The sequence below is a fragment of the Mixta sp. genome (genome assembly GCF_024610815.1).
In the GTDB taxonomy this organism is placed as follows: Bacteria; Pseudomonadota; Gammaproteobacteria; order Enterobacterales; family Enterobacteriaceae; genus Mixta; species Mixta calida.
Map to the genome: position 1 here is coordinate 1 of NZ_JANION010000019.1, position 12570 is coordinate 12570.

Sequence of the window (12570 nt, forward strand, 5' to 3'; positions counted from 1 at the left end):
CATATCATAAAGCCCCGATTTTGAGCTATTTACCCATATCGCGGCGCGTACTGCTCCTTTTGCAAACGTCATACGGCTGGAAGCCTTATGGGTAATCTCTATGCGCTCGCCGATATCCGCAAACATCGCGGTATGCTCTCCCACGATATCGCCTGCACGCACGGTGGCGAAACCGATGGTTTTTTCCGCACGCTCGCCGGTATGCCCCTCACGGGCATAGACCGCATGCTGCTTTAAATCCCAGTTCATAGCATCCGCAATGGCTTCGCCCATCGCCAGTGCGGTGCCGGATGGCGCATCGACTTTATGCCGGTGATGCGCTTCGATAATTTCGATGTCGGCATAGTCGCCCATCACTTTCGCCGTCTTCTCCAGCAGCTTCAGCATCAGGTTGACTCCGACGCTGAAGTTCGCGGCGAACACAATGCCAATCTCCTGCGCGGCCTGCTGGATCGCCGCCTTTCCCGCCTCATCAAAACCGGTGGTGCCGATAACCATGTTCTTTTTATGCTGACGGCAGAAATCCAGATACGCCAGCGTCGCTTCCGGGCGGGTGAAATCGATCAGGATATCGAAATCATTAACCACCGCATCCAGACTGTCGCTAACCGGTACGCCCAGCGCGCCGATGCCCGCCAGCTCGCCCGCGTCGCTGCCAACCAGTGAGGAGCCTTTACGCGCCAGCGCGGCGCCGAGTGAAACGCCCTCAGCCTGCTGAATGGCCTGGATTAACTGTCGGCCCATGCGTCCAGGGGCGCCAACAATCGCTATACGGCATTGTGTTTGTGTCATCGCTGTTTTCTCAATTCAGGTTTCGCTTACTCAGCCAAACAGGTTAATCTCCGATGAGAGACTCTACCAGTGCTGCGCGGCGATAATAAGAAATTTGCGCCAGCATCCGGACGTTATTAGCGAGTGAAATCAACAGGACAGATCGCTGATGCCGTCGGGGCAAGCAGCTGAGCGGGAAAAGAAGCTGGGGAATAGAAAAGCGCATAAAGAAAGCCCGGAAGGTGAAACCGTTCCGGGCTAAGAGAATTAATCGACCTGGCGCGCTTCGAGACGCAGCTCTTTCGGCACTTCGAAAACGATGTTTTCTTCACGGCCGCTTAGCTCGATCACCTCCTGGCCGCCAAACTGCCGCAGCCGCTGGATCACTTCCTGCACCAGGATATCGGGCGCGGAGGCGCCTGCGGTAACCCCGACGCAATCAATGCCGTCCAGCCAGCTTTCCTGAATATCCTCTGCGGAATCGATCAGCTGCGCGCGCTTGCCGGCGCGCTGCGCCAGCTCAGCCAGGCGGTTAGAGTTAGAGGAGTTTTTCGACCCCACCACTAATACCACATCTGCCTCTGCGGCCAGGCTACGCACCGCTTCCTGGCGATTAGTCGTGGCATAACAGATATCATCCTTGCGCGGCCCGACTATCTGCGGGAAACGCTGGCGCAGCGCATCAATAACGGCTGACGTATCATCAACCGACAGCGTGGTTTGCGTCATAAAGCACAGGTTGTTTTCATTCTTCACCTGCAGCGTAAAGACATCTTCCGGCGATTCCACCAGATACATGCCGCCCGCCGGATTGCTGTACTGCCCCATGGTGCCTTCCACTTCCGGGTGGCCAGCGTGACCAATCAGGATCGCTTCGGTGCCCTTGCGACTGGCGCGCGCTACTTCCATATGCACTTTAGTCACCAGCGGACAGGTGGCGTCGAACAGCATCGTCAGCTGGCGCGCTTTCGCTTCCGCGCGCACCGCCTGTGACACGCCGTGCGCCGAGAAGATCAGAATGGCACCGTCCGGCACCTCTGCGATCTCCTCGATAAAAATGGCGCCGCGTTCGCGCAGGCTGTTCACCACGTAGCGGTTATGCACCACCTCATGACGCACGTAGATTGGCGCGCCGTACATCTCCAGCGCGCGTTCTACGATACTGATGGCGCGATCGACGCCGGCGCAAAAGCCGCGCGGATTCGCTAACAGGATTTTCATGCGTCACTCTCCAGCGCCGGGTCGATCTCCAGCACCTCGACATCGAAGTGAACGGTGCGACCGGCTAACGGATGGTTAAAGTCAACGGTAATCGAGTCACCCGCGATTTCGCGGATAACGCCCGGCATTTCACTGCCGTCCATACCGGTAAACAGCATGATGGCGCCGACTTCCGGCTCGCCCGTCTGAATAAAATCGCGTCGTGAGAAGTACTGAATCAGATCGGGGCTGACGCTGCCGAACGCCGCTTCCGGCTCCAGCGTAAACGCTTTTTTCTCGCCGACGCGCAGTCCGAGCAGCGCCGTTTCCAGCGCGTCAGAGAGGCTGCCGTCGCCAAGGCGAAACAGCGCCGGTTTGCCGTTGGCGCGCGTCGATTCCGCCGTCGAACCATCTTCCAGCTTTAACGTGAAGTGCAGCAGCACCGCGCTATCGCGCTGTACAGAGTCGGTCATGCCTTGCCCTTTTGCTTCGCCTGTTTGCCGGAAGGGGTAAAAAAGCCCTCCAGCACGATCAGCGCGGCGCCGACGCAGATGCCGCAGTCGGCAATATTGAAGGTGGCGAAATGCCACCCGCCAATATAGAAGTCGATGAAATCGACGACAAAGCCGTGCCAGGCGCGATCAAACAGGTTGCCCAGCGCACCGCCGATAATCAGCGCGTAGGCGATATTGTTAAGTTTCTGGCTGGCCGCTGTGCGATACATCATCACCAGCAGCGCCACAACGATAGCGATAGCGATGCCGGCGAAGAACCAACGTTGCCAGCCGCCCTTATCCGCGAGGAAGCTAAACGCCGCCCCGTAGTTATGAGCATGAAACAGATTAAAAAACGGCATTACCGGCATCGTTTCGTGCAGCGCAAGGTTATCCAATACCCATTGCTTACTGGCGAAATCGACGGCGATAACCACCAGCACCAGCCAGAGCCAGCGCAGTCCGGTTGCAGAAAGTGATTTACGCATCAGGCAAACTTACGCTCTTCGCCATTACCGGCGACGTTAGTGACGCAGCGTCCGCAAATATCCGGGTGCGCGGCGTCCAGGCCAATATCGGTAGTGTAATGCCAGCAGCGCGGGCATTTCTCCCCTTCCGCTTTATGCAGCGCAATTTTCAGACCTTTTAACGTCTCGCTCTGCTGCGCTTCTTCAGGCGCCAGCGCGTAGTCCGCCACCTGCGCGCCGGAAGTCAGCAGCACGAAGCGCAGCTCGTTGCCCAGCGCGGTCAGCTTTTCGGCCAGCGCGGCGTCGGCATACAGCGTGACCGTCGCTTCCAGCGAGCCGCCGATGCGCTTGTCGCCGCGCGCCTGCTCGATCACCTTGTTGACTTCGCCGCGCACTTTCAGCAGCTCAGCCCAGTAGCTGTCGTTCAGCGACTCATTGTCCGCCAGACCGAACAGGCCGTCGTACCACTCTTCGGTGAAGACATACTGCGCGCGTTTGCCCGGCAGGTAGCTCCAGATTTCGTCGGCGGTAAAGGACATGATCGGCGCCATCCAGCGCACCAGCGCCTCGGCGATATACCAGAGCGCGCTCTGGCAGCTGCGACGCGCCACGCTGTCGCTTTTCGCGGTGTACTGACGGTCTTTGATGATGTCGAGGTAGAACGACCCCATCTCCACCGAGCAGAACTGCATCAGGCGCTGCACCACTTCATGGAAATCATAGTTTTCGTAAGAGTTGATGATGTCCGCCTGCGCCGCCTGCGCGCGGCCCACGGCCCAGCGATCCAGCACCACCATCTCTTCCGGCTTCACCAGATCGGTTTCCGGGTTAAAGCCGTTCAGGTTGGCCAACAGGAAACGCGCGGTGTTGCGGATACGACGGTAGGCGTCGGCAGAGCGCTTCAGGATCTCGTCCGATACGGCCATTTCGCCGGAGTAGTCGGTCGAGGCGACCCACAGACGCAGAATATCCGCGCCCAGCTTGTTCATCACATCCTGCGGGCTGACGGTGTTGCCCAACGATTTGGACATCTTGCGGCCCTGGCCGTCGACGGTGAAGCCGTGCGTCAGCACCTGACGGTAAGGCGCTTTGCCTTTCATCGCCGTGGAAATCATCAGTGAGGACATGAACCAGCCGCGGTGCTGATCCGAACCTTCCAGATAGATATCGGCGCTGTGGCCGTGGAATTCCGGGCGCACGTCGACCACCGACGCGTGCGTCGATCCAGAGTCGAACCAGACGTCCAGCGTATCCGGCACCTTGCGATAATGATCGGCATCGTCGCCCATCAGATCGCGCGGATCGAGATCCCACCACGCCTGAATGCCGTCCTGCTCAACGCGCTTCGCCACTTTTTCCATCAGCGTCAGGGTATCCGGGTGGAGCTGTTCGGTTTCGTTATGCACGAACAGCGCCATCGGCACGCCCCAGGTGCGCTGGCGAGAGATACACCAGTCAGGACGGTTTTCCACCATCGATTCGATGCGCGCCTGACCCCAGTCCGGGATCCACTGCACGCCTTTGATCTCTTTCAACGACTGCGCGCGCAGCCCTTTCTGATCCATGCTGACGAACCATTGCGGCGTCGCGCGGAAGATGATCGGCGTTTTATGCCGCCAGCAGTGCGGATAGCTGTGATGCAGCTTTTCAACGTGCAGCAGCGCCGCTTTGCTGCGCAGCAGCTCGACGATCATATCGTTGGCTTTGAAAACGTTCACGCCGTCCAGTTCAGGGTAGGTGCCTGGCAGATAGCAGCCGTCCGGCCCTACCGGATTAGCGGTTTCCAGACCATATTTCTGACCGATCACATAGTCATCCGGGCCGTGGCCCGGCGCCGTATGCACCGCGCCGGTACCGGCATCCAGCGTGACGTGTTCGCCCAGTACGACCGGCACGTCAAAAGCGAGGAACGGGTGCTGGAAACGCATCAGCTCCAGCGTCGCGCCGGTCGTGCTGCCTAATACCGTCCATTCGCTGACGCCAGCGCGCTTCATCACGCTTTCCACCAGGTCTTTCGCCAGGATCAGCGCGCGGCCTTCGATCTGCACCAGCTGATATTCGAACTCTGGGTGCAGCGAGATGGCGCGGTTGGCCGGCATGGTCCACGGCGTGGTGGTCCAGATCACCAGCGAAATCGGGCCTTGTACGCTGCTCGCGCCGAATTTCGCGGCGACCGCGGCGGCGTCGGTGGCGTTGAACATCACGTCGATAGACGGCGACGTTTTGTCATAGTATTCCACTTCCGCTTCCGCCAGCGCGGAGCGGCAGTCGAGACACCAGTGCACCGGCTTCGCGCCTTTATGCAGGTGGCCGTTGCCGATGATTTTCGCCAGCGCACGGATGATGTTGGCTTCCGTCTGGAAGTTCATCGTGAGATAAGGATGTTCCCAGTCGCCCAGCACGCCAAGACGGATAAAGTCGGTTTTCTGGCCGGCGACCTGCTCAGCCGCATATTTACGGCAGGCTTCGCGGAATTCGGCGGCGCTGACTTTCTCGCCCGGCTTGCCGATCATTTGCTCGACCTTATGTTCGATCGGCAGACCGTGACAGTCCCAGCCCGGCACGTACGGCGAGTCGAAGCCCGACAGACCTTTGGATTTGATAATAATGTCTTTCAGAATCTTATTGACTGAGTGACCAATGTGAATGCTGCCGTTCGCATAGGGAGGGCCATCGTGCAGAATAAAGGTTTTTTTCCCTTTTTTGGCTTCGCGGATGATGCCGTACAGATTGTCATCATACCAGCGTTGCAGCATACCCGGTTCGCGTTTGGCGAGATCGCCACGCATCGGGAACCCCGTTTCCGGCAAATTCAGGGTAGATTTATAGTCACTCATCAGATTCTCGATTCCGTGTTTCGGTTGTTACACCGGTGTTTTAAGCCCGAAGAATGCGCGGGCCGTCACCACATCTTTAGCAATTTGCTCTTTAAGCGCATCCAGGGATGGAAAACGCTGCTCGTTACGTATTTTTTGGCGCAGCACCACGTCGATATGGCGTCCGTACATATTCATCGCCGTATCCAGCAGATGCACCTCCAGCTGCTGACGCAGACCGGCGACCGTTGGCCGCGTTCCGATGTTCGCCACGCCAGGCAGGGGATGTTCGCTTAAGCCGTAGACTTCTACGGCATAAACGCCCTTTACCGGCGAAACAATGCGCCGCAGCAGAATATTCGCCGTAGGGAAACCGATGGTGCGGCCCAGGGCATCGCCATGCACAACACGGCCCGACAGGGCGAACGGGTGCCCCAGAAGCGCCTCGGCCAGCGTCAGATTATCTTCCGCCAGCGCCTGGCGAATCGCCGTGCTGCTGATGCGTCTGCCGCCTTCACTGAAGGTTTGGGTGCTGATAACGTCAAAGCCATACTCCGCGCCCGCCTTCTGTAATAACAGGAAATCCCCTTCGCGACCAGCGCCGAAACGGAAATCATCACCAACGGCGAGAAACTGTACGCCCAGCTTATCGACCAGCAGATCGTTCACGAAGCTTTGCGCGCTAACCGCGGCGAAACGGCGGTCGAAGCGTACGCACAGCACGGCGTCGACGCCCTCCTGCGCCAGGTATTTCAGTTTATCACGCAGACGCGTCAGGCGCGCCGGCGCTTTATCGGCTGCGAACAGCTCAAGCGGCTGCGGCTCGAACAGCATAACCATCACGGGCAGGCCGCGACGCTGTCCCTCTTCGCGCAGGCGAGCCAGCAGCGCCTGATGGCCACGATGCACGCCATCGAAATTGCCGATAGTCAGCACACAGCCGCGATGCTGCGTCCGAAGATTGTGAATGCCGCGTATAAACTTCATGGCTGACTCAAGTTGGTGGAAATCAGCGGATTATACCTTGTACAACCGCCAAGGTTAACCCGTCGCGGCGCCTTTCCGTCGTTCTGGCGACGATTTCCTTGCCGCAGAGCCTGAGCGCCGGGAATAGCGCTTTTTTTCTTGCGAAATACTGTATTCAGCGAAGGGAAACTGGTAGAATCTTGCGCCATCAATTACGTAACCGGGCGTTGTTTGTAAAACGGCGCTTATTTGCACAAATCCATTGACAAAATAAGGCGTAAAAGGCATAGTCCTCGGCCTTTGATTTGTCCGTATAGAACATATTTGGGAGTTGGACCTTGGCTAATATCAAATCAGCTAAGAAACGCGCCGTAACATCTGAGAAACGTCGCAAGCATAACGCAAGCCGTCGTTCCATGATGCGTACTTTCATCAAGAAAGTATACGCAGCAGTTGAAGCTGGCGACAAAGAAGCTGCACAGAAAGCATTTAACGAAATGCAACCGATCGTGGACCGTCAGGCTGCTAAAGGTCTGATCCACAAGAACAAAGCTGCACGTCATAAAGCAAACCTGACTGCACAGATCAACAAACTGGCTTAATCGCCGCTTGTTAATCAGCTTTGAAAGAACCGGCCATCTGGCCGGTTTTTTTTGTCTGCGATTCAGGCGAATCACGAATCCCAAATGGCGCCGTAGGCCGCAATCCCCTGCGCTTCGCACCCTTCCACCACATAGTCGGTCAGCGGCCGGTTAGCGATACAAATCACCGCCTCCGCATCGATCTCCTTCACCTTTTGACAGGCCAGCGAAAGCAGGTCGGGCTTGCCGTGGGCGTCAGTATCCCAAATCAGCACGCCGGGATGCGCCGCGATAATCTCATTCACGAAAGCTTCGCCGTAGGTCACGATTGGATTGCGCGTTGACCAGATGAGTTTGCAGGGCCGCGGATTGTTCACCAGATGCGGCAACAACGGGCCAATGCCGCTGCCGGTCGCCACGTAAACCACCGAGTTGAAAATTTTGTTCATGCTGCCGACGCCAGGGGTAGGAATGCCCTTAAACCAGACGTGCGAAGGCGGGTTATCAATAAAGCGTCCGGTCCAGTCGCCGGCGCGCGAGATCAGCATCCGGCAGCCCGGTCGGGTCACCAGCGGAATATTAGCGAACGCATGCCATTCCGTCAGCGGATCGAGGCTGATGGGCAGCGTCGATCCCGGGAAGGGATCGTGCGGTAGCGCAAACTCAATAATGACGGCGTGCGAGGAAGGCCGCGTCACTTTCACCGGCACGCGTCGCAGACGCAGCCAGGGCAGGATGATGCTGCAGGTAATGGTCAGCAGTCCCCAGAAGGCGAACGCGTGACTGACGTGATGCCAGCGCCATTCTCCATGGTGGCTGTCGCGAATAAACCACAGCACCTGCAGCCAGGAGCATGCCAGCGAGCCCCAGCCGACGTAACGGTGCATATGCTCGAACAGGTTATGATAGCGCCGCCTTACCTGCGGCAACGCGGTGAGGCAGATCAGAGTGAGCATTATCACCAGCAGCGCGTTAATCGTCAGCAGCTCCGTTGACAGGCCGCCCTGCGCCCGCTGCTGATAAAACGCCGCCAGGGTAAACAGCAGCAGCCAGATGCAGCTAAAGGTGGCGCAGCCGGAGTGCAGCCCGCCAAACTGATAGACGTTTGCCAGATGCCGACGCAGCGCCAGCGGCCAGTGCGTCGGCACCCGCCAGACCAGCTGAAACAGTCCGTTAATCAGATATTGCTGACGAATAAGCACCGTAACGCAAAGATTAGCGATCACCATATTGCCGAAGTTGCCTGTGGAAATATGGTTCTCGTTCCACCAGCTGCCGCTGGCGAATGCCCAGCTCATTATCGATAAATTGATCATGCTGACCGTAATAAACAGCATTTGATAATGAGACAGTGCGGGGAAAGAAAATTGCCGTGTTAATCCCGGGTGGGGAACGTTTAAAACAGACGCCGTTTTATTCTTTTCGTTTTGCATATTTGCTCCTGAGATGACCTTATTCCGTCCGTTGGATGGACGTCATAACACCGCCGTCAGCGCGCCGGGGAGGTATGGGGTCCTCAAGGTTGTGGGTTATCAGGGCGTAGCGTAAAGAAAGGTAAAATGGCAGTAAATGAATATTGAAAAAATGAGAATTTTGCCTAATTGCCAATGGATGAAGGAAACCAGACAAAACTGCAAAAACTCTGTTAACAGGTGGATCGAAAGTCGTAGCGAAACAATCTGTTTTTCCACCTGCTGTAATAAAGAAAATAAAGGCCGCGCGGAAAAGAGATCCCGCTAAATGATAATTCGTTATCAACCGCAAAATAATGCGGAAAAATCATGATTGCAAATACGCTGCACGGCTGGATGCTGGATCATGCGTTCGGCGAAAATCACATAGTATTCTTCCATCACCTCTTCCAGCCTTCCCACCTCCTGAATGTCGCTGTCGTGATAAATATCCTGACCGTAAAGCGTGGGCGCGACAAAAATGGCATGATTAGCGGCGCCGAAGGCTTTCATCAGCGCCGCATCGTCAAACTCGCCGAGAATCTCTACCTGCAGCGCCTGCGCGCTCAGCCAGCGCTGCAGCTGACGGCCCAGCATAGAGCGCCGTCCGGGGATCAACAGGCGCCGCTCCTCAAGACAGGCGGGAAACGGCCGCTGCGGCAGCGGCGGCGTGCACCAGAAGCTGACGCCGCATTCGCCCAGCTTAACGGAGAACAGCCCCTCCTGCTGGGTAGAATCTACCGGACAGTCGGACAGGATCATATCGAGCTTATGCTGGCTAAGCTGTTCCAGCAGCATTTCATGGGTCGATTCGAAACAGCGTAAATGGATGCGTTCATCATCCTGTACCACCGTTTCCAGCACTTTACTCACCAGCCGCTTCGACAGCGCGTCCGCCACGCCGACATCAAACAGCAGGTTGGACTCCTTGCGGTAGTTCACGATGTCCATCATCTCCTGGCTGAGCGTAAACATGCGATCGGCGTAGCGGAACACCAGCTGCCCTAACTCAGTCGGCACAATACCCCTGCCCTGTCGCCTGAACAGCTTGCCCTGCAACCGTTCCTCAAGCGCCTTAATCTGGCCGGTGATAGTCTGCGGCGTGAGAAAAAGCGTCTCCGCCGCGCTGACAATCGAACCCTGCTTGCAAACCTGCCAGAAATAGTAGAGGTGGTTATAGTTAATCTGCGACATCAATGACTCCTTGTGCTAAGCCTCAGCATCATCCTTCCCTGCGGCCTGCCAGCTATGCGCTTAACGCAATCTGTTACGCAGCAGCAGATACCCTACTACCGCCGAGATCAACGAACCGCTCAGGATCCCCAGCTTCGCCAACACGATCAGCTCAGCGCTCAGATCGCCGTAGGCCAGCGAGGCGATAAAAATCGACATGGTAAAGCCGATGCCGCACAGCACGCCGATGGCGGCGATATCGCGCAGCGAGCTTCCCTGCGGCAGTTTCGCGATGCCCAGGCGAATACCCAGCCAGCAGAAAAGCGTAATGCCCAGCGGCTTGCCGATAAACAGACCAAGAATAATGCCCAGCGGCAGCAGCGAGAAGATATCGCTCGCCGATACGCCATCCAGCGCGACGCCCGCGTTGGCAAAGGCGAACAGCGGCAGAATCAGCCAGGTGACCCAGGGATGCAGTCCATGCTCCAACACGCGCGCCGGCGATTTCCCCTCTTTTTCCGCCAGGGGAATAAAAAAGCCGATAATCACGCCCGCCAGCGTCGCATGTACGCCTGACTTCAGCACCGCTACCCACAGCACCGCGCCCACCACCATATATACCGAGGTGCGTCGCACGTCAAAGTAGTTCAGCAGCGCCAGCGCCACGATAGCTGCGCCAGCCACGGACAGCGAGAGCAGAGAAAGATCGCTGGTGTAGAACAGCGCAATGATCACTATCGCCCCCAGGTCGTCGATAATCGCCAGCGCCATCAGGAAGATTTTCAGCACCGCCGGCACCCGGCTACCCAGCAGCGCCAGCACGCCGAGCGCGAAGGCGATATCGGTAGCGGTGGGAATCGCCCAGCCGCTGCGCGTCGCCTCATCGCCGCCGTTAAACAGCAGGAAGATCACCCCAGGCGCCACCATGCCGCCAAGCGCGGCGATCAGCGGAAATATCGCTTTTTCACGGCTGGCGAGCGCACCAGAAACCATCTCCCGCTTCACCTCCAGCCCGATCGACAGAAAGAAAACCGCCATCAGCGCATCGTTGATCCACAGCAGCATATCCTTATTGATATGCAGATCGCCAAAACGAAGCTCTACCGGCATCGCCAGCAGCGAGGCGTAAAAATGTTGGGTCGCATCCATATTCGCCAGCAGCATCGCTAACGCCGCCGCCACGATCAGCACAATGCCGCCCGACGCCTCATTGGCAAAAAAACGCTTAACCATCCCGATCTCCTCATCCCGATACGATTGCTTTTGCTGCTAAGCATACGTCTTTTAATGATTCGGCAATAACAGGTTATTTTGCGGTTATTGCTCGGTAAAAACGAACTATTCGCTTGTTACGGCGCCGTGGTGCAAAGATATGGGCCAGCGCTGAATCATAGTAAAGCGTGAAAGATATGCAGGGATGGAAGAGGAACAGAGGAGAAACGGAAGATAAAAAAACGCCCCTGGACGGGGCGTCTGGAGGCGATGCGATTAACGCGTCAAATCGTCGAAGAATTTTTTCACGCCGTCGAAAAAGCTTTTCGAGCGCGGGCTGTTTTTCTCACCGCTTGGTCCGCCAAAGCTCTCTTCAAGCTCACGCAGCAGCGATTTCTGTTTTTCGCTCAGGCTGACCGGGGTTTCCACCACTACGCGGCACAGCAGGTCGCCCTGATTACCGCCGCGCACCGATTTAACCCCTTTGCCACGCATGCGGAACAGCTTACCAGTCTGCGTTTCCGCCGGCACTTTCAGCTTCACGCGGCCATCCAGCGTCGGGACTTCGATTTCGCCGCCGAGCGCCGCCATCGCAAAGTTGATCGGCACTTCGCAATAGAGGTTATTGTCTTCACGCTCGAAGATCGGGTGTTTTTTCACCGAGACCTGAACATAAAGATCGCCCGCCGGCGCGCCATGCTCGCCCGCTTCGCCTTCGCCGCTCAGGCGAATACGGTCGCCGGTATCCACGCCAGCCGGAATTTTCACCGACAGCGTTTTCGATTTTTCTACGCGGCCATGTCCATGACAGGCGTTGCAGGGATCTTTAATGATAGAGCCGCGACCATGACAGCTGGGGCACGCCTGCTGTACGGTGAAAAAGCCCTGACGCATCTGCACCTGGCCCGCACCGTGACAGGTCGGACAGGTCTGCGGCTGCGTGCCGGATTTCGCGCCGCTGCCGTGGCAAACGTCACATTCCTGCAGCGTAGGGATACGGATCTCTTTGGTCACGCCGCGGACCGCTTCTTCCAGCGTCAGCTCCATGTTGTAGCGTAAATCGGCGCCACGGGCCGCGCGCTGCCGACGGCCGCCGCCAAAGATGTCGCCAAAGACGTCGCCAAAGATATCGCTGAAGTCCGCGCCGCCGCCGAAGCCGCCGCCAAAACCACCGCCGCCCATGCCGCCCTGTTCAAAGGCCGCATGGCCGTACTGATCGTACGCGGCGCGTTTCTGCGCATCGGTCAGGACTTCATAAGCCTCTTTGACTTCTTTAAATTTGGCTTCGGCTTCCTTGTCGCCCGGATTGCGGTCAGGATGGTACTTCATCGCCAGGCGTTTATAGGCCTTTTTGATTTCACGCTCTTCCGCAGACTTCGGGACGCCTAAAATCTCGTAATAGTCTGTTTTCGCCATTGTTATCTTTCCTGCCCTTAACA

Annotated in this window: 11 protein-coding genes; 1 reads left to right on the forward strand and 10 read right to left on the reverse strand. The window is 57.3% G+C overall.

Annotation, left to right across the window (positions count from 1 at the left end):
* From dapB to ribF, 6 genes are all read right to left on the reverse strand, one after another.
* Positions 1–792, reverse strand: a 792-nt coding sequence (gene dapB, locus MYY08_RS00935) for a 4-hydroxy-tetrahydrodipicolinate reductase (protein ID WP_288012569.1), incomplete at its 3' end; no start/stop codon positions are given.
* Between the two features lie 246 nt (positions 793–1038).
* Positions 1039–1992 (reverse strand): 4-hydroxy-3-methylbut-2-enyl diphosphate reductase, encoded by a 954-nt coding sequence (ispH, locus tag MYY08_RS00940; RefSeq protein ID WP_038628361.1) that lies wholly within the window; start codon positions 1990–1992, stop codon positions 1039–1041.
* On the reverse strand, positions 1989–2444 hold the full coding sequence (fkpB, locus tag MYY08_RS00945) for an FKBP-type peptidyl-prolyl cis-trans isomerase (RefSeq protein WP_038628364.1): 456 nt from the start codon (positions 2442–2444) through the stop codon (positions 1989–1991). Before fkpB ends, ispH begins: the two co-directional genes overlap by 4 nt.
* The gene (gene lspA / locus MYY08_RS00950) at positions 2441–2953 is read right to left on the reverse strand and encodes a signal peptidase II (RefSeq protein ID WP_038628366.1); all 513 of its coding nucleotides are present in this window, start codon (positions 2951–2953) and stop codon (positions 2441–2443) included. Before lspA ends, fkpB begins: the two co-directional genes overlap by 4 nt.
* The gene (gene ileS, locus MYY08_RS00955) at positions 2953–5769 is read right to left on the reverse strand and encodes an isoleucine--tRNA ligase (protein WP_084970028.1); all 2817 of its coding nucleotides are present in this window, start codon (positions 5767–5769) and stop codon (positions 2953–2955) included. The genes lspA and ileS overlap by 1 nt, the downstream gene beginning before the upstream one ends.
* 27 nt (positions 5770–5796) lie before the next feature.
* Positions 5797–6735, reverse strand: coding sequence for a bifunctional riboflavin kinase/FAD synthetase (gene ribF, locus MYY08_RS00960; RefSeq protein ID WP_038628371.1), 939 nt, complete (start codon positions 6733–6735; stop codon positions 5797–5799).
* A gap of 317 nt (positions 6736–7052) precedes the next feature.
* Here ribF and rpsT point away from each other — a divergent pair, with 317 nt between their 5' ends.
* Positions 7053–7316 (forward strand): 30S ribosomal protein S20, encoded by a 264-nt coding sequence (rpsT, locus tag MYY08_RS00965; RefSeq protein WP_038628374.1) that lies wholly within the window; start codon positions 7053–7055, stop codon positions 7314–7316.
* Between the two features lie 71 nt (positions 7317–7387).
* Here the strand turns inward: rpsT and MYY08_RS00970 are convergent, their stop codons facing one another.
* From MYY08_RS00970 to dnaJ, 4 genes are all read right to left on the reverse strand, one after another.
* Entirely contained in the window at positions 7388–8593 is a 1206-nt protein-coding gene (locus MYY08_RS00970; protein WP_159378717.1) for an FNR domain-containing protein, read from the reverse strand.
* Positions 8594–9049: 456 nt separating this feature from the next.
* On the reverse strand, positions 9050–9940 hold the full coding sequence (nhaR, locus tag MYY08_RS00975) for a transcriptional activator NhaR (protein WP_288012577.1): 891 nt from the start codon (positions 9938–9940) through the stop codon (positions 9050–9052).
* A 60-nt stretch (positions 9941–10000) separates the two neighbouring features.
* Complete coding sequence (gene nhaA / locus MYY08_RS00980; protein ID WP_038628382.1) at positions 10001–11152, reverse strand: Na+/H+ antiporter NhaA; 1152 nt, start codon at positions 11150–11152, stop codon at positions 10001–10003.
* Positions 11153–11407: 255 nt separating this feature from the next.
* Positions 11408–12547 carry a molecular chaperone DnaJ gene (dnaJ, locus tag MYY08_RS00985; protein WP_038628385.1) on the reverse strand — a complete coding sequence of 380 codons (1140 nt, stop codon included), beginning with the start codon at positions 12545–12547 and terminating at the stop codon, positions 11408–11410.
* Between the last annotated feature and the right edge of the window lie 23 nt (positions 12548–12570).

Excerpts from the sequence above, each read along its gene's own strand:
- ispH (WP_038628361.1), bottom strand. The coding sequence starts at position 1,992 with ATGAAAATCCTGTTAGCGAATCCGCGCGGCTTTTGCGCCGGCGTCGAT.
- fkpB (WP_038628364.1), bottom strand. The coding sequence starts at position 2,444 with ATGACCGACTCTGTACAGCGCGATAGCGCGGTGCTGCTGCACTTCACG.
- lspA (WP_038628366.1), bottom strand. The coding sequence starts at position 2,953 with ATGCGTAAATCACTTTCTGCAACCGGACTGCGCTGGCTCTGGCTGGTG.
- ileS (WP_084970028.1), bottom strand. The coding sequence starts at position 5,769 with ATGAGTGACTATAAATCTACCCTGAATTTGCCGGAAACGGGGTTCCCG.
- ribF (WP_038628371.1), bottom strand. The coding sequence starts at position 6,735 with ATGAAGTTTATACGCGGCATTCACAATCTTCGGACGCAGCATCGCGGC.
- MYY08_RS00970 (WP_159378717.1), bottom strand. The coding sequence starts at position 8,593 with ATGAGCTGGGCATTCGCCAGCGGCAGCTGGTGGAACGAGAACCATATT.
- nhaR (WP_288012577.1), bottom strand. The coding sequence starts at position 9,940 with ATGTCGCAGATTAACTATAACCACCTCTACTATTTCTGGCAGGTTTGC.
- nhaA (WP_038628382.1), bottom strand. The coding sequence starts at position 11,152 with ATGGTTAAGCGTTTTTTTGCCAATGAGGCGTCGGGCGGCATTGTGCTG.
- dnaJ (WP_038628385.1), bottom strand. The coding sequence starts at position 12,547 with ATGGCGAAAACAGACTATTACGAGATTTTAGGCGTCCCGAAGTCTGCG.